Here is a 23,445-nt window from a genome sequence, read left to right as displayed (position 1 = left end):
GTTGGTACAAAAGACAAAATAAATTTCTTGGTAAAAGCTGGGGAAAGAGCGATCGCCCCTCCTGATAGCGTTATCTTGGAAAATCCGATTAGGCTGGAAATAGCTGCGATCGCGGGCGTATAGACGAGCGCGGAAGCATGGAGACGGAGGTAATAAGCTCTTAGCGCGGCTCTTGGGAAGATAAATCCTGGTAGATTCCGCAAGCTTTGCAGTACGCTACAGGGTGCGATCGCCTGGATGTAGAGCGTTTACTCTGAGGTTATTAAAAATAATTACATTTAATAAATTAGCCTTTGGAGGGAGTGGAACCGCCAAGACGCATCAGCGAAGCGAAGGCGATAGCCGTTAGGACGCCAAGGGAAGATCGGGAGAGGGCGATCGCTAACCTTTAATAAATTAGCGTCTGGAGGGAGTGGAACCGCCAAGACGCATCAGCGAAGCGAAGGCGATAGCCGTTAGGACGCCAAGGGAAGAGCGGGATAGGGCGATCGCTAAAGCTGAATCTTAATCGCACCGCCAAATCTTGATGGTCTTGTCGTAACTGCCGCTGGCAAGAGTGCGCCCATCGGGACTAAAGGAGATGAAAACAACAAAGTCTGAATGCCCCGTGATGGTGTGCAGCAGTTTCCCGCTAGCTAGGTGCCACAGCTTGATAGTCCTACCGCTGTCGCAAGCAACAGTCTGCCCATCCGGGCTAATGGCGACGCAATTAACATAGGCTGAATGCCCGCTGAGCGTGCGAATGAGTTTGCCAGTGGCTAGCTCCCAGAGCTTGATAGTGCTGTCTCTGCTGCCACTGGCTAGAGTCTGTCCATCGGGACTAATAGCGACAGACCAAACTTCGTCTGAATGGCCAGTTAGGGTTTGCAACAGTTTACCAGTGCCCAACTGCCATATATTGATGGTGCTGTCGCTGCCACTAGCAAGAGTCTGTCCATCTGGACTAATGGCGACAGAACGAACCCAGTTCGGATGCCCGGTGAGGGTGCGAATCAGATTGCCAGTACCTAGCTGCCACAGCTTGATGGTGCTGTCGAAACTTCCACTAGCAAGAGTCTGCCCATCTGGACTAATGGCAACAGAATGAACCCCGTCTGAATGCCCGGTGAGGGTGCGAATCAGATTACCAGTACCCAGTTGCCACAGCTTGATAGTGCTGTCGCTGTTGCCACTAGCAAGAGTCTGTCCATCTGGACTAATGGCGACAGACCAAACCTTATATGAATTACCCTTGAGCGTGCGAATTAGGTTGCCAGTGCCTAGCTGCCATAGGTTGATAGTGCTGTCGTTGCTCCCACTAGCAAGAGTTTCTCCATCGGGACTAATGGCGATCGCATAAACAAAGTCTGAATGCCCTTTAAGCGTGCGGACGCATCGCCAAATTTGTATCTGCGGCGGTGGGAGTGGTGGCAAAGATGTCTTCGGCTGCGGTGTTGGTGGCGGTGCTGGAGTAGATGCAGCAGTCAAGTCTTGTAATACTGCTGCTGCTGATTGATAGCGTTCTTTCACATAGTCTTTGAGCAATTTATCCAATACTTGGCTAAGTTGGACGCTGACATCTTTTCGCTTTTTCCTCAGATGCTCTTTCCATAACCAGCGACCTTCTAGGGGGTCGTAAAGTTGGTCTAGTTCTGCTGCTGTGAGTAGATTAATGCAAGTTACGCCCAAACTGAATAAATCGCTAGCTGGATAAGCTTTTCCTCCCCGCAGTTGTTCGAGGGGTGCATAGCCTTCTGTGCCCGCTTTTGTCCCCGTTGTGGTTAAAAGAGTACCGCTAGCTAGCTGTTTGGAAACGCCAAAATCGATTAAGACTAATTTGCGATCGCTGTTTCTTCTAACAATATTCGTCGGTTTGATATCCCGGTGAATTACCTGATGTTCGTGGATAAATTGCAGGACTGGCAACAAATCCATCAACAAGTCCCGGATTTGTTTCTCGCTGAAGGCTTCGTGGTGTTGCAATTCTTTCCACAAATCGTGCCCCTCAATATATTGCTGCACAAGGTATAGGTATCTATCTTGCTCGAAGTAGGCAAAGAGGGTGGGAATCTGTGGATGTTGTTCTCCCAACTGCAACAATTGCCTTGCTTCTTGCTCAAATAACTGGGTAGCTTTCGCCATAGCCTGAGTATCGGCTTGAATTTCTCGCGAAGGGAAAAATTGTTTGATGACGCAGGGTGCGTCCATCCTTTCGGCGTCTTTGGCTAAGAAAGTTTTACCAAATCCCCCCGCACCGATTGGTTTGATGTGGTGGTAGCGGTTTCGGAATACCAGTTTTGAGCCGCAACTTGTGCAAAAGTTTACCCCTGGTAGATTTTGGGGTTTTGGGCAATTGGGATTAAGGCAATAGCTCATTCTAGCGGGCGATCGCGCATTGAGTTTATGGTAATGCTTTCTTGTGGCAAGGGTATCCCTTCGCAACTCTTGGCTTACTAGCGATCGCGATCGCAACGCCGACCAGCTCACTAGAATTAGCTTAAATCCAAGTTAAAGATGCTGCTATGACGGATGCGATCGCACAACCACAATCCAGCTTATCCCTACCTGACCATACTCAGTTACCCGACTCCGATGGCACTTTCGTGAAAAACTTCCAAGAACACCCTCAAAGCGTTCTGCTGACTACCTCTCTTTTGCCCATATTACGCCAAGTTCATCCCGATGGTCAGTATTGTATTGGTCAGGATTCCGGTATCTACTGGCGCATGACTGAACCACCCGAAAGAGGTGCTGAAGCCCCAGACTGGTTTTATGTGCCGAATGTCTCCCCAACAATAAACGGTGAAATCCGGCGTTCTTACGTTTTATGGCAAGAGTACATTCCACCCTTGATTGCGCTGGAATTTGTTTCTGGTGATGGAAAAGAAGAGCGAGATAAAACACCACTAACTGGCAAATTTTGGGTTTATGAAACCGTCATTCGTCCTGCATTCTACGGCATTTATGAAGTGAAAAAAGCTAGCGTTGAGGTGTATCATTTAGTAGAAGATCGCTATCAACTTCTAGCTGCTAACGAACGGGGACACTACCCCATTAACTCTTTGGGTGTAGAGTTAGGAATTTGGCAGGGTGAATATCAAAATGCTACTCTTCCCTGGTTGCGTTGGTGGGATTGCCAAGGAAATCTGTTGTTTACTGGCGATGAACGGGCAGAACGTTTAGCCGCCCAATTACGCGCCGCCGGGATTGAGCCGGAAGTGTAATCTATCTAAAACTAGGGGTGGAGAGGCTTACCCGCCCAACAATATATGCATTTAGGACGGCTATACCTATCTTGGAAGCCGTGAACACCGATCTCGCTATTGCACGCACCTACCTACAATGACCATAGAGACAGCCATAAGTCAGATGAAGTCCTGGTTTGTCTGTGTTATCCCTGTCTTTGGTAGTTAGTTAATCCAACTGATTATGCAACCAAGCAATCCTAATCAATTTACAGAAAAAGCGTGGGAAGCGATCGCTCGCACCCCCGATATCATTAAAGCTTCTCAACAGCAATATGTTGAAAGCGAACATTTACTTAAATCTCTCCTCGAACAAGAGGGTCTAACTAACAGCATTTTTAATAAAGCTGGCGTTAACTTGCAGCGCCTGCGCGATTACATCGAAACCTTTATCCGCCGTCAACCCAAGGTTTCTGGCGGCGCTGGTTCTGCATATTGGGGACGCAGTGTAGATAGCCTCTTAGATCGGGCTGATGCTTATCGCAAAGAGTTTGGCGATGAATTTATTTCAATCGAGCATCTAGTTTTAGGCTATGCCAAAGACGACCGTTTTGGTAAAGGTTTATTTCAAGAATTTAAACTAGATGAAGCCAAACTCAAAAATATTGTTACACAAATTCGTGGTAGCCAAAAAGTGACTGACCAAAATCCAGAAGGCAAGTACGAATCGCTGGAAAAATACGGGCGCGATTTAACTGAATTTGCTCGCGGGGGTAAGTTAGATCCTGTAATTGGGCGCGATGATGAAATTCGTCGTACTATTCAAATTTTGTCGCGGCGCACTAAAAATAATCCGGTTTTAATTGGTGAACCTGGGGTAGGTAAAACCGCGATCGCTGAAGGTTTAGCCCAACGCATTGTCAGCGGTGATGTACCTGAATCGTTGCGCGATCGCAAGCTAATCGCCCTCGATATGGGCGCTCTTATTGCTGGCGCTAAATACCGAGGCGAATTTGAAGAACGTCTGAAAGCAGTTCTCAAAGAAGTTACCGACTCCCAAGGCACAATAATCCTATTTATTGATGAGATTCACACCGTTGTTGGTGCTGGCGCAACTCAAGGCGCGATGGATGCTGGGAACTTGCTCAAACCCATGCTGGCGCGGGGTGAGTTGCGGTGTATCGGTGCGACGACTCTAGATGAATACCGCAAGTATATCGAAAAAGATGCGGCTCTAGAACGACGCTTTCAACAGGTATATATCGATCAACCAAGCGTAGAAGATACTATCTCGATTCTGCGTGGTTTGAAAGACCGCTACGAAACGCACCATAACGTTAAGATCTCTGATAGCGCATTAGTAGCTGCGGCAGCATTGTCTACAAGATATATTAGCGATCGCTTCTTGCCAGATAAAGCGATTGACTTAGTTGATGAAGCCGCCGCCAGGTTAAAAATGGAAAGTACCTCTAAGCCAGAGGAACTAGACGAAATCGACCGCAAAATTTTACAGTTGGAAATGGAGCGGCTATCACTTCAAAAAGAAAGCGCTCCAGCTTCTAGGGAAAGGTTGGGAAGAATTGAAAAAGAACTCGCCGATCTTAAAGAAGAACAGCGCTCGCTTAATACTCAGTGGCAAGCTGAAAAAGATGTTCTCGATAAGCGTAAAAGCCTGAAAGAAGAAATCGACAGGGTTAATGTTGAAGTTCAACAAGCGGAAAGAGAATATAATCTTAACCGCGCCGCTGAGTTAAAGTATGGCAAATTAACTGAATTGCAAAAACAGTTAGAAGAGACTGAGAAGCAATTAGTTCAAACTCAGAAGAGTGGCAAGTCTCTCTTAAGGGAAGAAGTCACTGAATCTGATATCGCGGAAATTATTTCCAAGTGGACGGGAATTCCTATCAGCAAGCTAGTGGAATCTGAGATGGAAAAACTGCTGCACTTGGAAGATGAACTGCACAAGCGAGTTATCGGACAAGATGAAGCGGTGACGGCTGTTGCAGATGCAATACAGCGATCGCGTGCTGGTTTGTCTGACCCCAATCGCCCGATTGCTAGCTTTATTTTCCTCGGCCCTACTGGTGTTGGCAAGACGGAATTAGCAAAAGCGCTTGCTTCTTACTTGTTCGACACTGAAGAAGCAGTCGTGCGAATTGATATGTCGGAATACATGGAGAAACACAACGTTTCTCGCATGATTGGTGCGCCTCCTGGATACGTCGGTTACGATGAAGGCGGACAGCTAACTGAAGCAATTCGCCGTCGTCCGTATGCTGTCGTGCTATTCGATGAAATCGAAAAGGCACACCCGGATGTGTTTAACATCATGCTGCAAATTTTAGATGATGGTCGCGTTACCGATTCTCAAGGTCGGAAGGTGGATTTCAAGAACACCATCATTATTATGACCAGCAATATCGGTTCGCAGTACATCATTGATATTGGTGGCGATGATTCTCGCTATGATGAAATGCGAAATCGAGTGATGGAATCGATGCGTTCTAGCTTCCGTCCGGAGTTCCTCAACCGCATTGATGAGATGATTATCTTCCACAGCTTGCGGAAATCGGAACTGCGGCAGATTGTTAAGTTGCAAGTTGCTAGATTGGAGAAGCGCTTGAGCGATCGCAAAATTGCTCTCAAACTCTCTGAAGCAGCGCTTGATTTTGTAGCTGATATAGGTTACGACCCAGTTTATGGGGCACGGCCTTTGAAACGAGCAATCCAGCGAGAACTAGAAACGCAAATTGCTAAGGCTATCTTGCGCGGCGAATTTCATGACGGCGACACTATCTATGTAGATGTAGAAAACGAGCGCCTTGCCTTCAAGCGATTGGCATCGGAGTTGTTAACTTCAAAATCTAGCTAAGTTCAAATCAAGTAGGGTGCGTTAATTTTTACTAACGCACCCTACTTAATTTGCAACAAAAGCCTAATACCGGAAAGCAGCTTGCTAAATTTGTAACTAATGGATAAAAAGATAAGGTTATGGACGAGCAATTCCAACACCGCATGCTGCCTGAAGCTACCCACGATGAGTTAGCACGTCAAAATTTTGTAAATAGCTTGAAAGGCTACATTGGTAGTCAGATTTCTCCAGGGAATAAAGAGCTTTACGAAAAGCAGCTTAAACCCCGATTTGAGCAAGAAAATCAACGCCCTCCCAAAGATCGTTATGAAGTTCGTCGTTTGATGCAGCACGAACCGTCTTATCGAATGTGGGGTGCGTTGCGGCGTACTACTCAAGAGATGTTGTGGGATGCTGTCAATATTAGTGTTGAACGGCAAATTAACGATTTAATTGAGCAAGCACAAGATAAGGCTAGCGCCTGCGGTTCTTTAACCCTCAACCCGGATTTAAAAATACCTGCTTACCACACCGCAGTAGATATCCACTGTATGCCTGGTGGCTACCACAGCGAATATATACAAGATGATGTTGCTGCTGGAGCAATCTACGATCGCGGTGTTTATGTTTATGTCATGGGTCGCTTGGGGCCACTTAACGACGATATGGGTCAGTCAGTGGTTCGCAACTACTTACAGCCGCAGCATCCCAACTTCCGTCCCGCCAAAATTCTTGATATGGGGTGTTCCGTCGGTCACAGCACTCTCCCTTACGTGGATGCTTACCCCGATGCGGAAGTTTATGCTATTGATGTAGCTTCCCCGATGCTGCGTTACGCCCATGCTAGGGCTGAAGCTTTGCAGAAGCGGGTACACTTTTCCCAGCAGAATGCGGAGCATACAAACTTCCCAGATGAGTCGTTCGATTTAATTGTCTCTCATATTTTGTTGCACGAAGCTTCACCAGGCGCGATCGCTAACATCCTTCGCGAATGTCACCGCCTGCTAGTTCCCGGCGGGTTGATGGTTCATGCAGAGGCTCCCCAATATAACAATATGGATGCCTACAGTGCGTTCATGTTTGATTGGGAAACTCAAAACAATAACGAACCTTGGTGGAGTGCTATGCGCGATTTAGATTTAGTTGAAATGACAATTAAGGCTGGTTTTGAGCCAGATAAAATTATTCCTACTGTTGCCGCTAATGGGGCTTGGAAAAATAGCGGGCAAAGTGGCGGTTTTGGCAGCCGGGGCAATTGGTCTGTGTTAGTTGCAAGTAAATGATTTCCTTTTGTTTTAGCTTAAACTTAGCAATTATTGCCCATTTATCTATTTATCGGCAGTAATTTCCTCATCCAAAATCGCGCGGGGGAAGCATTTGTGACGACAAAAAAGGCTAAGGGAAAACGTCCTGTTTACTTTGACAATCCAGAAACCGACAAGTTACTGGCGATGGTGCTGGCGCTAGCGGGAGAAGTATCGGTTCTGCGGGAACGTCTCGATACTATTGAACGTTTGGCCTCGTCAAAAAGTCTAATTTCTCTGGAGGAGATTGAGACGTACAAGCCGGATGAACAAGTGCTAAACGAGCGAGAGCAGTGGCGGCAAGTTTATCTCGAACGAATACTAAGGATTATAAAGGAAGACTTGGAATTGGAAATTAATAATACCTAATGGTTCATTGTTCAGTATTAATGTTTATCCCATCTAATAATGAACAATGAATCATCAGTAGTTAGCAATTCCCACAAATAACCCGCCGCATTGTTCGCATATTGGCGGGTAATTCTAATTTCATTGCTTGTTCGATGAAAACGGAAGGTACGGGAATAAGTGGCGTCGCCTGTACCGTGTAGGTGAGCAAAGTCCCCATAGAGCAATCTTGCAGTTGTAAGTCGGCGGTAAAGTCAGCAAAAGTGCCTTTTTCCAGCAGGAACTGGATTCTTTGCCCTGAAACTTCCAAAACGTTCAAGTAAACTTCGACTTGAAGGCTTAGAAATAGGAAAGATTTATCGGCAACTTGGTACAGACGCTTGCAACCCTGAGTTAATCCGTCTTTGGTGTTTAGTACCTCAGAACGTCTTACATCTGGGAAATACTGCACCCAACGGGGATAGTCTGTCAATTGCTGCCAAACGTGCGATCGCCCTAGCGGTAAGTACATTTGCGCCGTCACCGCACCCCCCCACGCCGAGTGCGATCGCGTTTCTACTAAAATCTCGCCTTGTAATATTGCCGCAAATTGGTTTTTACTCTGCGGTAAGTCTGACGCGGCATCCATTGAAGTTAAGGAAATATTTCCAGTCATGCTGGTTTACGCCACTCCTATATAAACAATAGAAGCAATACAGCTTACTACTGCTAAAAAAATAAATTTTCCCGAATCCCCACCATAATGACCTAAAATTTTGCTTTTAGTTGCAACCCAACATATTTATTAGACCTATCCGCTTGCACGGGTATACACTCTAAGCCCCCGATCGCAAAAATATTTATCTGAGGTTGCAATATTATATGACGTGGATGCGATCGCCCTTTAAAGGAAATTCTTGTGACTCAACCCAATTCTGAAACCCGAACGCTTGGTTACGTGTTTAGTATCGTACTGACTCTCAGTATTGTCATATATCTCCTCAGAGGGTTCGGCGTTCTCACCTCTCTTCCTGGTGCTGTGTACCTGGTGCTGTTCCTGCTTTCTATTGTCACTGGCTTAGCTTACGGCGTTCAGAAAACCAGGCGTTATTAACTTAATACTCGTTAATCGTGAAGTATATTATACTACACTGACTTAATCAACGTTGGGGCTTGTAATATTACAGGCAAATGATGAGGAGCGAACTACAATGAAAAAGTATAAATGCACTATTTGTGGATACGTCTACGATCCAGCAGAAGGCGATCCAGATTCAGATATTGCGCCCGGTACGGCGTTTGAAGACATCCCCGAAGACTGGGTTTGCCCGGTTTGTGGGGTGACAAAAGAAGATTTTGAAGAATCCGAAGAGTAGGTAAGTAAATATTCAGTGTCACAGGCATCGCTAAGAGTAGTTGCGATTGGCGGTGGGGCGGCTGGGTTTTTTGGCGCGATCGCCTGTGCCCAATCCAGCCCCCACGCCCAAGTTACTTTGTTAGAAGCAGGGCGCGAATTCCTGACTAAAGTTCGCATATCTGGCGGGGGGCGTTGTAATGTCACTAACGCTTGCTTCGATCCTGCTGGTTTAGTCCCAAATTATCCTCGTGGAGGTAAAGCTCTGCGGGGTGCTTTTAGTAGGTTCCAATCTAAGGATACAGTCGCCTGGTTTGCCGCCCAAGGCGTTCAGCTAAAAACTGAGGCGGATGGGCGGATGTTTCCGGTTACTGATAATTCAGAAACTATTGTCGATTGTTTAATCTATGCCGCTAAGGAGGCTGGGGTTAAGCTTCGCACTAATGCACCTGTGGTTTCAATTGTTCGGGGCGGTCGAGATGCCAATATCACGGAAGATCCCCTCTTAACCCCTACTTATAAAGGCGGGGAACAAGAGGAGTTTGAGATTAATTTGAAATCGGGAGAGGTAATTAAGTGCGATCGCATTCTTATTGCTACTGGTAGTAATCCGCACGGATATCGCTGGGCAAAAGATCTAGGTCACACTCTTGAACCGCCAGTCCCCTCGCTCTTTACTTTTAATGTGAAAGATCCTCGTTTAGAAGATTTGGCTGGGGTAAGCGCCGAGAATGTTCGCGTGCGGTTGCTAAGTGCGGATAAAACCAAGCTAGAGCAAACGGGGCCGCTACTTATCACGCACTGGGGACTAAGTGGCCCAGCGATTCTCAAACTCTCGGCTTGGAGCGCTAGAGTTCTGCACGATGCTGAATATCAAGCATCTTTGCAGATAAATTGGCTTCCCCAGTACAATCCAGAAAACTTGCGATCGCTGCTACAGGCTGTTAGATCCCAATTGCCTCGACGCGCAATTTCCACTAGCTGCCCAATTCCCGTTCCCAAACGACTATGGCAGCATTTAGCGGCCTATGTTGGTATTGGTGCAGAAGACACTTGGGCGGGTTTATCTAATAAAGTCTTAAATCAGCTAGTGCAAGAACTCACTCAGGGCGAATACCAAATTAAGGGCAAGGGAGTATTTAAGGAAGAATTTGTTACCTGTGGCGGCGTTAATTTGAAAGAAGTAGATTTCAAGACAATGGAAAGTAAGTGCTGTCCGGGGCTTTATTTTGCTGGCGAAATTCTGGATATTGACGGCGTAACGGGCGGTTTTAACTTTCAAAGTGCTTGGACTACAGCATGGTTAGCCGGACAAGCAATGGCTAATTGAGTTGAATTTTCGAGGCAGTGGCAAGGCTAACTCTGTTTTGTGCTTAGTTTGTAGCGATCGCGCAGAAGCTACCTCAGTCCGGATTGTGAAAAAATAATCGGGAAAGGGGTTAAATGTTCAAGTTTTGAACATTGGAAGGCGATCGCAAGCGCTTGCTAAGCTGTTCGATATTTAATTTGCCGACTAGGCGCTTTCCTTTCTTTTGCCTTTTGCCCTTTAACTTTTGACTTGCTTAGTCTGGATTTACACAAAAAAAGCCTGCCTGGATTGCGATGAAATTTAGCGAAATTGTCCAAAAACTTGACTCTGCTGCTGTCTCCACTAGCCTGACATCGAATGCAGACTGCGACCCAGAAATTACGGGGGTTGCAGCGGTTGATGAGGCTGGCAGCGGCACTCTCAGCTATATTGAGGGGGGAAAATTCGCCCATTTTGTGGGGAAAACGTCTGCTAGCGCTTTAATTTTGCCTCGCGATGAGGCACTACAGGCACAAGCGACAGAACGAGGTATAGCTTGGGTTACGGGAGCAGATCCGCGATTGTTGTTTGCTGCGGCGATCGCTCTATTCTACAAACCTTTCCATCCTTCCCCCCAAATCCATCCGACGGCGGTAATTCACCCCTCGGCTGAAGTTGGTCAAGAAGTTTACATCGGCGCTCATGCGGTAATTGAAGCGGGGGTGAAGATTGGCAACCATGTTTGCATTCATCCCAACGTAGTGATTTATCCAGAAGTTCAAATAGGCGATCGCACTACATTACACGCTAACTGCACTATCCACGAGCGATCGCGCATCGGCTCGCATTGCGTTATTCACAGCGGTGCTGTCATCGGTGCAGAAGGTTTTGGTTTTGTCCCCACACCCACTGGCTGGTTCAAAATGGAGCAGTCTGGCTACACCATATTAGAAGATGGCGTCGAAGTTGGGTGCAACAGCACGATTGACCGTCCCTCTGTTGGAGAAACCAGGGTTTCACACAATACGAAAATTGACAACTTAGTGCATATCGGTCACGGCTGTAAAGTCGGTGCTAACTGTGCTTTGGCGGGTCAGGTAGGTATGGCGGGAGGAGTCAAAGTTGGGAATGGGGTGCTATTGGCGGGACAGGTAGGGATAGCGAATCAGGCACATATTGGAGATGGCGCGATCGCAACTGCCAAAACAGGCATCCACAATGATGTTGCACCAGGAGCTATTGTCACCGGAACTCCAGCTATTCCCCACAAAGTTTTTCTCAAAGCAGCGGCCGTATACCAACGCCTCCCTGAAATGTATCAAACTCTCAAACAGCTACAGCGACGCCTGGGTGACAACAAATAAGGGGCTTGCCACCAAATAGATATGGCTTTAGCTGTATAGACTCAACTTACCAGCAGGTTTTTCTACCTCTCCAGGAGAACTGAGATGATGTTTAGTTTCCAGCTATAGGTGGATTTGGATAGTGTTGGAAATTGATACATTAAGAACATGAAAAGAGGAGATTTAAAAATGAAATTTTCCAACCTGTCCAAATTTGCTGGTGCTAGCGTTCTTGCAGCTAGTTTGTCGATGGCCGCTTTAACACAACCTGCTTCCGCTCAAAGCACCCCTGGTACCGATAGTTCCAATACCACTACAACAACTGGAACAACTGGGACAACTGATACAACAACTGGCCAAGGCGTTAATACTGCAACCGACAACCGCGATAACGGATTCGATTGGGGATGGTTAGGCTTGTTGGGTCTTGCTGGTTTGGCTGGTTTGGCTGGTAAGAAAAACGAAGAGCCTACCCGTTACCGCGAACCCGATGAAGCATCTTCCTCTACCTATCGGCGGTAGACCAAATTAGATTTTCCTAGTGGGAAATTAATTTCAATGTTGGGTTTTTAAGAAAAACTTCTAGGTTGCTGGTGGACTATTAATGTCCACCTTTTTTTATGGCTTTTTATGGCCTATTAAATCTACGTGGATAAAATTTATAGCACTTATAACTCGAACTTCTAGGTTTGAGTAAAGCCGCAAATGCGCCTTTAAAGATAGATTCTACTGAATTCAAAATTGTTATATTAAGCGAAGGCTAAAAATTAATAATGGATAATTTAGGGTTTTTCAGGGATTAATAGCCCAGTACCACCTTCGTATTAAGCTGTGCCACATTTAATTATCTCTAAGTACTGGCAAAACAGTCATAAAGTGCATAGCTTTTGTTTATTTGGCATAACAGCCTGTCTTACCCCAATATCCTGGGAAGCAAAGCCCTGGTAGGATTGGGGGCGCTTGTAACTTTTTACTCGCTTACCACTGACCACTCCTGCTAAAGCGTTAGAAATTAAAGTCGTAAAATTGCTGTTTATACCCCTCTAGAGAGAACATATAGAGCGCTAGTTTTATAGCTAGAGGTTGATTTATATTTTATTTAAACTTGATAGATTATAAATATAGAAAAGAGGATTTTAATAATGAAAACTTCAAACGTGTACAAATTTGTTGGAGCTGGCGTTCTTGCTGCTAGTTTGTCGATTGCATCTTTGACTAACCCAGCCGTTGCTCAAACCAATAATTCTAATACTGGTACTTATGATACTACCAGGGAAGATGTTAATAACACACGGGATAATGACTTTAATTTGGGTTGGTTAGGTTTGCTCGGTTTGGCTGGTCTGGCTGGTTTGGCTAAGAAGAAAGGTAACGACCGCGTGTCATCCCGCGACGATGTAATGACCTCCGGCGGAACTCGCCGCTAAGTAACAATGGCGCTTGAATGGTGTCGCTACTTACGTTGATGGTTGATTGCTAAAGCATAATTTCTAGAGTACTGGTGGGCATGATGTTCGCCAGTATTTCTGTATTCGCTTCGCATTTGTGCTGCATAACTGTCTCTAGTAATAGAAATAGAGAAGCCCTTTTTCCCAGAAGAAAAAGGGTTTCTTTATTTTAGGTATTTAACAACTACTAAATACTTAAGATGCAGCGGATTGCAATTCATTGAGACGAGCCAGCACCTCAGCACTGTGAATTGAGGGATTTACCCCTGTATAGGTCTCGCGCAGAATACCCTTCGGGTCAACAATAAAGGTATGACGCATAGAGACATAGCCAATCCACGAACCGTAGGCTTTACTGACTTTGCCATCAACATCAGCTAACAAGGGAAATTTCAAACCTTCGGAATCGCAGAACTTAGCATGGGAATCAACAGAATCAGCACTGACACCGATAATTTGAGTATTCTTGCTACGGTATTTTGGCAAATCTTGCTGAAACCGACGAGCTTCCAGCGTGCAACCAGAGGTGAAGTCTTTGGGGTAGAAGTAGAGAACCACCCACTTACCCTTGTAATCGGAGAGGGAAATTGCGCGATCGCCTGTGTTCGTTGGTAGCGTGAATTCTGGTGCGGGTTGATTGACAGAGGGGAGTTTCCCGCCGAGTGCAGACGCCGCAGGTGACAAGTTAAACCAAGCCACTAGAGCAAGGCAACTGGCAAATAAAATGTTGAGGAAGGTACGACGGAACATGATAGTGCAAACTGAAAACTTGAACTTAACACAAGTTTACAATCTGGCGAAGCGCTTCGGTGAGAAGCCTACCGCGTAGTCCCACGCACCCAGCAATAAACAAGTAGGGTGGGCAATAATTGCCCACCCTACTATCTACAACCCGCCTAAAACTATTAAGTATTAGCCTTTTTCCAACTCGGATTTTGGTGTGTAGTAAACCTTAGAGCCAGTATCCTTGACAAAATGACAGGTTTTGTACGAGCGCAGAAAGGCTGAGAAAACTGACCGCTCCGATTTACGGTAATAGTCTCCCAAAATTGGTTTTATTGCCTCAGTTGCAGTCTTCAAATGGTAGTGAGGCATATTCAGAAATATGTGGTGAGCCACATGGGTTCCAATGTTGTGGTGGATGTTATTAATAAACCCATAATCGTGGTCAATCGTAGACAAAGCACCTTTGAGAAAATACCAATCTTTGCCGCGATACCAAGGTATTTCTGGGTCGGTGTGGTGCAGAAATGTTACTAAGTCAAGCCAGACAACAAAAACAACGTATGGCCCTAGATAATATTTAACTAGCCACATCCACCCCCATTCATAGGTCAGGAAACCTAGCAAGCCTATCATCAAAGTCAAACAAGCAGTGCTGGTTAGCACATCCCATTTTTCCGATGGCTTAAAAAGCGGGCTACCGGGGTGAAAGTGAGATCCACCCGGTCTTTCAGGAGAACGTTTAAATAGGTACAGCGGATAGACAAACAGCAGCGCTAGATCGAAGCGGAGGTACTTTTCCCACCAAGCCATCTGCTTATATTTGGACTCGGTGACGGGATACCAACTTTCATCGGTATCTATATTTCCAGTATTTTGGTGGTGGGTTCTATGGCTGATGCGCCAGCCATGATAGGGAACGAGTATGGGCGTATGAGACAGATGCCCGATCAAATCATTCAGCCATTTCTTTTTAGAAAAAGAACCGTGACCGCAATCGTGTCCTACGACAAACAAAGCCCAGAACATCGTCCCTTGCATCAGCCAGAAAATTGGCCAGAAAAACCAAGAATTTAGGTAGTACGCAGCCGCGTAAAGGATGCTGATGACAGAGACATCCAGGAAAAAGTAGGATAACGATTTCCAGACGGAGGGTTCAAAGCAAGACGCAGGAATGGCCGCCTTTATTTGCGCGAGGGTAAATGGCGGTTCTGCCAATTCTGCTGGATAGCTTAACTTTACAGGGCTAGTTTGCACGAAGTTCTCGATTTTACCTGAATGTAGTCAAAGGCATTATTCTACAACCTGCGATTTCGTGCAATAACAGGCAAAAAGGCTTATTAGTCAAGAGTAGAGAGGTGGATATCTTATTAATACTTACCAGCATTAATACGGTTGAAGATGTAGCATATAGTATGGTATAGAGCGATCGCTAAAGCTTAAAATGTGTGGTTCATCAATAGACCCATCCGCCTGGTCGGTTTAAAATTTAAGCTGGGTGCCGTCAAAATCCCTAATAGGGATTGAAACTATAGAATTAACTTTTACACAGCAGATTTCCTTGAGCTACTATCGCACCTCACACAATGTTTTTGAGCCGGACTACCTCAGTGACTTGCAGGGAGAAATCCGCGCTTGCTCTTATTTCGCCGTCAACAACCTAAACCGCGACTTTATAGGAACTAAGGGATTTTCCGTCGTATTCCAGCGCGAGGGCTTGGGGGAAGTGGAAAGACGCTTTCCCTTCTTCAAACCTTATCTTCGCACGGCTTTACAGCCAAGCTGCAATGCTTTTTACCTCAATCCATTATTGCTAAAGGATGGCTCCCGCGTAGATCCGCATATAGATCGCAGTCTGCGATCGTACTGCAAGACAATTGAGCCTCCAGTTGTAGTCAGCGTGCTTTATGTGCAAGTACCGGATGGTTTAGTTGGAGGAGAATTAGTGCTGCAATGTAATAAAAAGAAAGTTGGCCAAATTCAGCCTGCGGCTAACACGTTGGTTTACTTTCAAGGCGATTTGACTCATTCGGTAAATCAAGTCAAAAGTTCGGGTGAAAGACTTAGTTTAGTGTGCGAACAATACAGTTTAGAGGAAGATGAACTGGGGGAAATCCCTAAGTTTACTATTGAGTCTAGAGCCGTTAAGCCAAAAGTTAAAGATGGCAGACGGGGGTAGCGATCGCTATACCACTCCGCCTCAAATAAAATCCCGGAAAATTGCTATTAATTTCTACTTCAAAACCAGTACCTTGTAGGACTGATTTTGAAAAGCGGTGCAACTCGATTATCCGGTTTTTAAGTTAAATTTTAATCCTTGCCGCGCTTTTAATACTTGAATATGAATTGCCGACAAATAAGAAAGGATATGTAGCGATCGCTTGTCTTAATTCTGCAAACAAAATCTTTCCCGAGCATCTGTTTTTAATAATACTCTTACTCCCAGGCCAATATAAATCAACTTTTGAGGGTTTCCACACTAGCGATGTTCAAGTAACCTGGTTGTTATCCAATAAGCTATCAACATCAAGGATAACTAATGGCTGAAAATAACATCGATACCATCAACCAAAAAGTGACGAATGCTGTTAATGAGTTACCAGAGTCTAATCAAGGGGGTTTACCTGGAATTAAGGAATTGCTCGCCCAATTGCAAACAGTAATTCAAGCTGACGATAGCTTGCAACCAGAGGATAAAGCCTCTGCACTAAAGCAAGTGCAGGTTTTAGCCGAAACGGGGAAGAACGCTCAAGTAGGGGAAAATCAAAAGCAAGCACAGACGGCTATTGAAGCTTTGAGAAGTACGATCGCAGAGTTACCCAAGACGACTACGCTGATTACATCGTTTAATCAGGTTTTACCGCAAATCGCCGAAATATTTGGTGTGGAATGATACATTAAGGACAATTGCAGCGATCGCCAACTATTACTAATAATTTAAATAGAAGAGCGATCGCTCCCTAGTTTTATCCCCAGCTATTGCTTGTCTCAGCTAGGGTCATTGGTAAACAGATCGGAAGCCACACTCAAAGCTGTAGTACAACCAGTTAATCAAAATAATTTAAACAAACCAGGAAATAATACACCTATTCTATAGGTGCGTTTTATGCATTAAACAAGCGATCGCTTGTTTTGCAATCATCACGTCAAAATCGCCCCACCCATCAGCCGCTCATATCGATATTTCAACTCGTCCTTCAACAACGGCCAACTTTGCAAAGTTTCATCCCTCATAATCACCTTTTCCGCTGCCTCTCGCGCTAATATTAAAACCTCTCCATCCTCTACCAAACTCGCTAAGGCAAAATCTGGCACCCCAGATTGACGAGTTCCCAGCACTTGACCTGGCCCGCGCAAACGCATATCCATCTCTGCAATAAAAAAGCCATCCTGCGATTGTTCCAACACATTCAAGCGCTGACGAGCATCGGCTGTTTTAGAACTGCTCATAAGCAAACAAAAAGATTGCGCTGCACCACGACCAACACGACCGCGTAATTGGTGGAGTTGCGATAAACCAAACCTCTCTGCATTCTCAATCATCATTACTGTCGCATTCGGTACATCCACGCCCACTTCAATTACAGTTGTAGAAACGAGGATTTGCGTGTTGTTATCGCGGAATAGATTAATCGCTTCCTCTTTTTCTGCTGAACTCATGCGACCGTGCAGCAACCCCACTTTAAACTCAGGAAAAATGCTCTCCTGCAACTGTTGATGCTCTTCAACAGCGGCTCGAACATCCAGCTTTTCTGACTCTTCAACTAAAGGGAAAACTATATAAGCTTGACGCCCTTGAGCAATTTCGCGGCGGATGAGGTCATAAGCATGAGTGCGTTCCCTCCCCGTCAGCGCTGTCGTCTGAATTGCTTGTCTACCTGGGGGCATTTCATCAATCTGGCTAACTTCCAAATCCCCGTGCAATGTCAACGCTAGGGTGCGGGGGATAGGAGTGGCTGTCATTGTTAGCACGTGGGGTTGTTCGCCTTTTCGCTGCAATAGTGCCCGCTGCTGTACGCCAAATCTATGCTGCTCGTCAATTACTACCAAACCCAGCCGCTGAAAATTCACTTTTTCTTGAATCAAGGCATGAGTACCCACTAGGAGGGGCAATTCTCCGGTTTCCAACTGGGAGTGGATTTCGCGGCGCTTGGCGGTTTTGGTGGAACCTGTGAGCAGTTCGACGGGCAGATGCAGGAGGTTGAACCAACTGACCAATTTGCGATAGTGCTGTTCTGCCAGAACTTCTGTGGGAGCCATAAGCGCTGCTTGGTAGCCAGCTTGAATTGCGGCGAGTATGGCAACGACGGCTACTACTGTTTTACCTGAGCCGACATCGCCTTGAACTAAGCGGTTCATTGCTTCTGGCTTTTGCAAGTCGTTGAGGATGTCGTTAATTACTCGTTGCTGGGCGTTAGTTAGCTTAAAGGGCAATACTTGGTTAAACTGCTCGATGAGTTTGCCTTTGGGGGCTAATATTGCGCTAGCTTGTGCTTGGCGTAAAGTTTGGCGACGCTTGAGGAATCCTAGCTGGAGGTAGAAGAATTCATCGAAGACTAGGCGGCGACGGGCGACTTCTTTGGCAGCGCTATCGGCGGGGAAGTGGATGTTAGCGATCGCATCCTTCAACTCCATTAACTCATACTTGTCTCGCAATGGAGCTGGCAGCGGGTCTTTTAGCTTTTTCGCGGCTGGTAGCGCCGCAATAACTGCCTTCCTCACCATATCCGCCGCCACCCCCTCCGTTAGCGGATAAATCGGCACTACCCGACCGATGGTTAAAGAATCGATCGCATCTCCTGGATTTGCCAAAACTTCTAGTTCTGGGTTGTCTAGAGTCAGACCATATTTGCTTTCTTTAACTAACCCAGAAGCCGCTACGACTGCGCCCTGTACATAGCGTCGCTTTAAAACTTCCTGCCAGCCGCGAGAGTAATTTCCTGCAAAAAATCGGCTGAGGGAAATTTGATCGGGGCCGTCTTTTAGCACTACTTGTAATATTGTTAATTTATTGTTTTTCGGACTGCTAAAACAATTACAGCGTTTGATAGTTCCTATTAAAGTAACTGTCTCACCGGGTATGAGGTTGGCGATACTTACCTGACGGGCATAATCAATGTGGTCGCGGGGATAGTAAAACAGAAGATCCTTAACTGTCGAAAGACCTAGCTTGGCTAAAGAATCGCCCTTTCTCGGCCCCACATCTGGCAAACTACTAAGTTGCTGGTCAAGGGAAATACTAGCAACGTTAAATTCACCCAAAGGCGCGGTTTTTGGAGTTTTTATTTTGTTGGTTGGGGGTTTCCTAGTTTTCTGTTCTGCTGTAGTTGCGTTATCCCCCCTTCGTGCGTCTTTGCTGTCGTAATCCCCTGATTCCAGGAGCTGTTTCTGCTGGTCGAGAAACTGGCGGGCTTCTGCTAGCAGGTACTGCCGTTCTTCTAGCGTCAGATTCGCATAACGGGAAAACTGGACAGCCATCTGCTGCCACTGGCGTCGCAACTTTAGCGGTAGGGTAGTTGGAGGTTTGCCGAACTCCAGACAGAGAAACTCACTGAAGCGGTATTGTTTCCCTTGCAGGTCAATGAAGCCGCGTTCTGTTTCGACAGCAAAGGCTTTGTTTAATCGCGCCCAATCTGGTAATTCTGTTTGCACTGTGTTTCCCCTACAGAAAGTAAACAGTAAAAAGAGGCTGGGAATAGTTCTGAGTTCTCAATTAAAGAATTCAACTCAAAACTCTTTTTCCCAATCCCCAATTTTTCCTTTTGCCTTATTCTTCATACCAACTGGCACGCCAAGCTGCTTCGGCGAGGGCGATCGCTCTTTCACGGTGTTTTTTGCGGTACTCGCGCCTAAACGTGCTTAACCTTGCGACAAGGTTTCGCAACTGGTTGCGCCCAGCCATCACCGCCTGGTCTGCAAACTCAATCTCCAACAACCGCAGATTAACGGCAACTATATGCGTCACCTCTGAGTTTTCCTTTTCTGGCGAATTTTCTGCTTCAATCAACAAGTTTAAAAGATTGGGCGGCCCACCCACGACCTCTGTAGCGGGGTCGGCTTTCGCCGCTACTTCGAGTACGGCTTCGGGCAATTTTTTGGGTAAAATACCTTTTTCTTGTAAAAGTCGGTTTGTTTCGCGAGATATCGTTGGCAAGGTTTGATTAATGGCTTTTTCCAACTGTTCCTGCCAAGTTGCCAAATCCTCTGGATTTAACTTTGTGGTGGGATTCTCTGTAGGCAATGGTAATTGAATGTGTGAAAGCAACTGTTGACGAGCGTATGAACCCAACTCGCGCAGACTTTGCTGCAATTCTTGCCGTTCTTGAAAGGAGAAGCTTAAGAAAGTGTCGGGATAACCTTGGGTGCAAACATGATAGCTGGCTAGGATTAACTGCTGTAGCACAGCTTGTCCTAGTGCGTTGAGGTAACGCTCGTAGGTTTGCTGAAATTCAGATGTCAGCGTTGCGATCGCTTCCTCTAGCGCTGCAATATCCCGCTCTATCAACTCAATTGCTCTCGCCATAACTTTCTACTGCTGTCGAGCTACGTTACGGTAGTACAGATGTACCTATATTAAACGATACCTAAAAGTCAGGTAGGTTAGGCAGTGCCCACCTTCTTCGAGCGTTCCTAGTTAACTAGACGATTGGCAATGATTTTCCCGCGCCAAGCAAATGAATTTAAAAAACCCGTTTTATTTAATAAAACGGGTTTATGAACGCTCAATATTGCCCAGTCAACTATTACTTATTGCCGCCAATTTGAGCTGCAACTTCTTCAGCAAAATTGCTTTCTTTCTTTTCGATCCCTTCGCCGAGTACGAACCGTACAAAGCGACGGACTTGGATGTTTTCACCTAAAGTAGCAACATTTTGCTTAACCAACTCTTCGACGTTGATACTTTGATCCTTAATGTAGGGCTGATCCAACAAAGTCATTTCTTTCAGGCGTTTTTCAATCCGGCCCTGAACGATCTTTTCTTTGATGTTATCTGGCTTATTGGCCAAATCATCCTTGCCCATTTCGATTTCTTTTTCCTTGGCAACGATATCAGCAGGGATGTCGTCTACTTTAACGTACTCGACGTTAGGGCAAGCCGCAATTTGCATCGCGATGTTCCGCACCAAGCCTTGGAAAGCTTCGTTACGGGCAACAAAGTCTGTCTGGCAGTTTACTTCAACCAAGACGCCAACGCGACCGCCTGTGTGGATGTAGCTACCTACAAGTCCTTCGGCGGTTACGTTTCCTTCTTTGTTACCAGCTTTAGCCAGCCCTTTTTGCCGCAGCCATTCCATAGCTTTGGTTATATCGCCGCTGGTTTCTTTCAGAGCTTTTTTGCAGTCCATCATGCCAGCGCCTGTTTTGTCGCGCAGCTCTTTAACAGTCTGTGCAGATATTTCCGCCATGTTGTCTCTCATCCCTACTTTATCAACACTTTGCGATCGCGCTTATGACTCTTCGGTTTCCTCGTCATTATTTTCGGCTATGAATTCTTCTTCTTCATAGTCGAGTTCGTCTTCAGCGCCTTCGTAATCTTCGTATTCTTCTTCAGCTTCCAGTTGACCGTGACGACCTTCATAAATGGCGTCTGCCAATTTACCCACTATTAGCTTAATCGACCGAATAGCATCGTCGTTAGCTGGAATGGGGATATCAACCACATCGGGATCGCAGTTTGTATCTAGCAGCGATACGATAGGAATTCCCAATTTTTGGCATTCTTGAACTGCGTTATATTCCCGGCGCTGGTCTACAATCACCACAATGTCGGGAACTTTCCGCATCAGCTTAATGCCGCCCAGGTATTTCTGGAGTTTTGTCATTTCGCGGCGCAGGACGGATGCTTCTTTTTTGGGCAACAAATCCAACGCACCGCTTTCTTCGCGACGCTCCAATTCTTTCAACCTTTCTACACGGGTTTTAATGGTCGCCCAGTTGGTGAGCATTCCCCCCAGCCAGCGTTGGTTGATGAAATAGGAGCCACAACGGACGGCTTCTTGAGCAACAATTCCTGCTGCTTGCCGCTTGGTGCCGATGAATAAAAATTTCTTGCCCTGCTCGGATGCTGTACGCATATAGGCGTATGCGTCTTCCATTAACTGTGCTGTTTGCACCAAGTCAATGATGTGGACGCCGTTGCGGGCGGTGAAAATATACTGATCCATCTTCGGGTTCCACCGACGGGTTTGGTGCCCGAAGTGAACGCCTGACTCCATCATTTGAGCCAATGAAACAACTGGCATATTTTTGAACTCCTTTCGGGTTAATCCTCCATCCAGGCGTATTTCTTTAAGAAACACCCGAAACCCTGAATGTGCGGAATTTAGACAACCCTTCTAGGGTAGCACGGCTATCGCTACTTTTGAAATAAATTTTGCCGGAGATCGCTCCAGGGGTTTTAAGGCTGTAGTCGCGATCGCAGCAAGTTAGCAACGCTACCAAGCAATAGAAAACCAATCTCAAATGTGCTTAAAAATCAATACTAAAGCCTTGGGTAACACTGCATATGGGTTAGGCTTTCTGCCGCGCATCATAGTAAGCAGCGTAAACGCCTTTAACGTTATACCAGTTAAGGAAAATTCTGGCAATTTCTAAGGCTAATTGTGGCTTACCTTGATTAATTAGCCATTGCAAGAAAGGAGCCATAGTGCGCTCGTTAAGAGTCCCGCCTAGAGATAGTAATCCCCAGAGGATACGGTGCAGCAAAGTCATTTGGATCATCATTCGCACGTCCCAAGTGGGGTGTTTTTCATAAAACAAAACACCCATGCGTCCCCGTTGAATTTCTCTGTCTATCATTGGGGGAATTTGGTCTAAGGCAAAGGGTGGATGCCAGTGATAGCCAACTGCTGCTGGACATTTAATCAGTTTTAAGCCTAATTCTTTGAGCCTGACACCTAGTTCTAAATCTTCCCAGCCGTAGAGTTGAAAGCGGGTGTCGAATAGTCCAGCTTTTTCTAACCATTGGCGGGCGATCGCGACATTTCCCGTAGCAAAATAAGCTGCTGAAAAATCGGTTATTTTGTAAGGTTCTGATGTTGGGTTATCGAAATTATTGGTATTAATAACCCAGCCATAAGTAAACACGCGATCGCTCTCAGCTTGAACCAACGCATCAGCATGAGCTTGCAGGAAATGAGAAGTAACGACTAAATCGCTATCAATAAAAACGATATAGTCACCCTTCGCTTGTTCTACTCCTAGATTACGCGCTGCGGCTGGCCCTTGGTGATTTTGGCAAAGCGATCGCACGTGGGGAAACTCACTTTTGTGTTCCTCTAACCATTCCAATGTGCCATCCGTCGAACCATCATCCACGAGGACAACTTCATAGCCAGCGACAACACTACCATCAGTAAAATGCTGATTTTCTATTGCTCTGAGGCATTTCTCTAGAATCGGCTTGCGATTATAAGTTGGAATGACAACGCTGAAAAACACTATTTACCCCCTCGCATTACCTTTCCAGTATCCAACATTTGGGATAAGACGCTGGCGATCGCCCGACGGTTGCGGGGTTGCGTGCATATTTTCACGCTGTCGTAGCAAGCGCATTTCCTTGGCGTAACAAGATTAACCGTAACATTACCTAGTATTAACCCAGGACAGCTAGAGTCACCATGAGCAGAAAAATCGTGCGTGT

Annotated in this window: 21 protein-coding genes; 12 read left to right on the top strand and 9 right to left on the bottom strand. The window is 46.0% G+C overall.

All coding sequences use genetic code 11. The annotated features are described in order from the left end of the window. Positions 1-504: 504 nt before the first annotated feature. Positions 505-2,466, bottom strand: a complete 1,962-nt coding sequence (locus H6F77_RS20310) for a protein kinase domain-containing protein (protein WP_309228891.1) — start codon at positions 2,464-2,466, stop codon at positions 505-507. Positions 2,467-2,501: 35 nt separating this feature from the next. On the opposite strand from H6F77_RS20310, the gene H6F77_RS20305 reads away from it, so the two are divergent. The 4 genes from H6F77_RS20305 to H6F77_RS20290 all read left to right on the top strand — a co-directional run bounded on the left by H6F77_RS20305 (position 2,502) and on the right by H6F77_RS20290 (position 7,688). Next, a complete protein-coding gene (locus tag H6F77_RS20305; RefSeq protein WP_190490502.1) occupies positions 2,502-3,203 on the top strand; it encodes a Uma2 family endonuclease in 702 nt (233 codons plus the stop codon). A 205-nt stretch (positions 3,204-3,408) separates the two neighbouring features. After that, entirely contained in the window at positions 3,409-6,036 is a 2,628-nt protein-coding gene (clpB, locus tag H6F77_RS20300) for an ATP-dependent chaperone ClpB (RefSeq protein WP_190490500.1), read from the top strand. A gap of 119 nt (positions 6,037-6,155) precedes the next feature. Then, positions 6,156-7,298 carry a class I SAM-dependent methyltransferase gene (locus H6F77_RS20295; RefSeq protein ID WP_190490498.1) on the top strand — a complete coding sequence of 381 codons (1,143 nt, stop codon included), beginning with the start codon at positions 6,156-6,158 and terminating at the stop codon, positions 7,296-7,298. 96 nt (positions 7,299-7,394) lie between these two features. After that, positions 7,395-7,688, top strand: coding sequence for a hypothetical protein (locus H6F77_RS20290; RefSeq protein ID WP_190490496.1), 294 nt, complete (start codon positions 7,395-7,397; stop codon positions 7,686-7,688). 61 nt (positions 7,689-7,749) lie between these two features. Here the strand turns inward: H6F77_RS20290 and H6F77_RS20285 are convergent, their stop codons facing one another. Further along, complete coding sequence (locus tag H6F77_RS20285; protein ID WP_190490494.1) at positions 7,750-8,322, bottom strand: SRPBCC family protein; 573 nt, start codon at positions 8,320-8,322, stop codon at positions 7,750-7,752. A gap of 243 nt (positions 8,323-8,565) precedes the next feature. On the opposite strand from H6F77_RS20285, the gene H6F77_RS20280 reads away from it, so the two are divergent. The 6 genes from H6F77_RS20280 to H6F77_RS20255 all read left to right on the top strand — a co-directional run bounded on the left by H6F77_RS20280 (position 8,566) and on the right by H6F77_RS20255 (position 13,058). Further along, positions 8,566-8,760, top strand: coding sequence for a hypothetical protein (locus H6F77_RS20280; protein ID WP_190490492.1), 195 nt, complete (start codon positions 8,566-8,568; stop codon positions 8,758-8,760). 97 nt (positions 8,761-8,857) lie between these two features. Then, the gene (gene rd, locus H6F77_RS20275) at positions 8,858-9,022 is read left to right on the top strand and encodes a rubredoxin (protein WP_190490490.1); all 165 of its coding nucleotides are present in this window, start codon (positions 8,858-8,860) and stop codon (positions 9,020-9,022) included. Between the two features lie 15 nt (positions 9,023-9,037). Further along, positions 9,038-10,330, top strand: a complete 1,293-nt coding sequence (locus H6F77_RS20270; RefSeq protein WP_190490488.1) for a BaiN/RdsA family NAD(P)/FAD-dependent oxidoreductase — start codon at positions 9,038-9,040, stop codon at positions 10,328-10,330. Between the two features lie 272 nt (positions 10,331-10,602). Further along, positions 10,603-11,652, top strand: coding sequence for a UDP-3-O-(3-hydroxymyristoyl)glucosamine N-acyltransferase (gene lpxD / locus H6F77_RS20265; RefSeq protein ID WP_190490486.1), 1,050 nt, complete (start codon positions 10,603-10,605; stop codon positions 11,650-11,652). A 168-nt stretch (positions 11,653-11,820) separates the two neighbouring features. Next, a complete protein-coding gene (locus tag H6F77_RS20260) occupies positions 11,821-12,153 on the top strand; it encodes a WGxxGxxG family protein (protein ID WP_190490485.1) in 333 nt (110 codons plus the stop codon). Between the two features lie 620 nt (positions 12,154-12,773). Continuing rightward, positions 12,774-13,058, top strand: a complete 285-nt coding sequence (locus tag H6F77_RS20255; protein WP_190490483.1) for a WGxxGxxG family protein — start codon at positions 12,774-12,776, stop codon at positions 13,056-13,058. Between the two features lie 216 nt (positions 13,059-13,274). Here the strand turns inward: H6F77_RS20255 and H6F77_RS20250 are convergent, their stop codons facing one another. Together H6F77_RS20250 and H6F77_RS20245 are read right to left on the bottom strand one after the other, a co-directional pair. Then, positions 13,275-13,829 carry a peroxiredoxin gene (locus H6F77_RS20250; protein WP_199321429.1) on the bottom strand — a complete coding sequence of 185 codons (555 nt, stop codon included), beginning with the start codon at positions 13,827-13,829 and terminating at the stop codon, positions 13,275-13,277. A gap of 162 nt (positions 13,830-13,991) precedes the next feature. Continuing rightward, entirely contained in the window at positions 13,992-15,059 is a 1,068-nt protein-coding gene (locus tag H6F77_RS20245) for a DUF3474 domain-containing protein (RefSeq protein WP_190490481.1), read from the bottom strand. 241 nt (positions 15,060-15,300) lie between these two features. Here H6F77_RS20245 and H6F77_RS20240 point away from each other — a divergent pair, with 241 nt between their 5' ends. After that, positions 15,301-15,981 carry a 2OG-Fe(II) oxygenase gene (locus H6F77_RS20240; protein ID WP_309228890.1) on the top strand — a complete coding sequence of 227 codons (681 nt, stop codon included), beginning with the start codon at positions 15,301-15,303 and terminating at the stop codon, positions 15,979-15,981. A gap of 360 nt (positions 15,982-16,341) precedes the next feature. Then, positions 16,342-16,695, top strand: coding sequence for a hypothetical protein (locus H6F77_RS20235; RefSeq protein WP_190490479.1), 354 nt, complete (start codon positions 16,342-16,344; stop codon positions 16,693-16,695). A 248-nt stretch (positions 16,696-16,943) separates the two neighbouring features. On the opposite strand, the gene recG is transcribed toward H6F77_RS20235, so the two are convergent. From recG to H6F77_RS20210, 5 genes are all read right to left on the bottom strand, one after another. Continuing rightward, positions 16,944-19,454: an ATP-dependent DNA helicase RecG gene (gene recG / locus H6F77_RS20230; RefSeq protein ID WP_190490476.1), complete on the bottom strand. Its 2,511-nt coding sequence runs from the start codon at positions 19,452-19,454 to the stop codon at positions 16,944-16,946. A 115-nt stretch (positions 19,455-19,569) separates the two neighbouring features. Continuing rightward, positions 19,570-20,325 carry a hypothetical protein gene (locus tag H6F77_RS20225; RefSeq protein ID WP_190490474.1) on the bottom strand — a complete coding sequence of 252 codons (756 nt, stop codon included), beginning with the start codon at positions 20,323-20,325 and terminating at the stop codon, positions 19,570-19,572. A gap of 220 nt (positions 20,326-20,545) precedes the next feature. After that, positions 20,546-21,208, bottom strand: a complete 663-nt coding sequence (gene tsf, locus H6F77_RS20220; protein WP_190490472.1) for a translation elongation factor Ts — start codon at positions 21,206-21,208, stop codon at positions 20,546-20,548. A gap of 42 nt (positions 21,209-21,250) precedes the next feature. Further along, positions 21,251-22,045 (bottom strand): 30S ribosomal protein S2, encoded by a 795-nt coding sequence (gene rpsB / locus H6F77_RS20215; RefSeq protein ID WP_190490470.1) that lies wholly within the window; start codon positions 22,043-22,045, stop codon positions 21,251-21,253. Positions 22,046-22,313: 268 nt separating this feature from the next. Continuing rightward, complete coding sequence (locus tag H6F77_RS20210) at positions 22,314-23,243, bottom strand: glycosyltransferase family 2 protein (RefSeq protein ID WP_190490468.1); 930 nt, start codon at positions 23,241-23,243, stop codon at positions 22,314-22,316. Positions 23,244-23,445 lie beyond the last annotated feature (202 nt).

The organism is Microcoleus sp. FACHB-831 (genome assembly GCF_014695585.1).
In the GTDB taxonomy this organism is placed as follows: domain Bacteria; phylum Cyanobacteriota; class Cyanobacteriia; order Cyanobacteriales; family FACHB-T130; genus FACHB-831.
Note: the sequence above shows the minus strand (reverse complement) of the source record. Positions and strands in the feature narration are given on the sequence as shown.

Coding starts and splice junctions, on each gene's coding strand:
- tsf (WP_190490472.1), bottom strand. CDS start 21,208: ATGGCGGAAATATCTGCACAGACTGTTAAAGAGCTGCGCGACAAAACA.
- H6F77_RS20235 (WP_190490479.1), top strand. CDS start 16,342: ATGGCTGAAAATAACATCGATACCATCAACCAAAAAGTGACGAATGCT.
- H6F77_RS20250 (WP_199321429.1), bottom strand. CDS start 13,829: ATGTTCCGTCGTACCTTCCTCAACATTTTATTTGCCAGTTGCCTTGCT.
- H6F77_RS20305 (WP_190490502.1), top strand. CDS start 2,502: ATGACGGATGCGATCGCACAACCACAATCCAGCTTATCCCTACCTGAC.
- rd (WP_190490490.1), top strand. CDS start 8,858: ATGAAAAAGTATAAATGCACTATTTGTGGATACGTCTACGATCCAGCA.
- H6F77_RS20285 (WP_190490494.1), bottom strand. CDS start 8,322: ATGACTGGAAATATTTCCTTAACTTCAATGGATGCCGCGTCAGACTTA.
- H6F77_RS20255 (WP_190490483.1), top strand. CDS start 12,774: ATGAAAACTTCAAACGTGTACAAATTTGTTGGAGCTGGCGTTCTTGCT.
- H6F77_RS20225 (WP_190490474.1), bottom strand. CDS start 20,325: ATGGCGAGAGCAATTGAGTTGATAGAGCGGGATATTGCAGCGCTAGAG.
- rpsB (WP_190490470.1), bottom strand. CDS start 22,045: ATGCCAGTTGTTTCATTGGCTCAAATGATGGAGTCAGGCGTTCACTTC.
- H6F77_RS20260 (WP_190490485.1), top strand. CDS start 11,821: ATGAAATTTTCCAACCTGTCCAAATTTGCTGGTGCTAGCGTTCTTGCA.
- H6F77_RS20295 (WP_190490498.1), top strand. CDS start 6,156: ATGGACGAGCAATTCCAACACCGCATGCTGCCTGAAGCTACCCACGAT.
- lpxD (WP_190490486.1), top strand. CDS start 10,603: ATGAAATTTAGCGAAATTGTCCAAAAACTTGACTCTGCTGCTGTCTCC.
- clpB (WP_190490500.1), top strand. CDS start 3,409: ATGCAACCAAGCAATCCTAATCAATTTACAGAAAAAGCGTGGGAAGCG.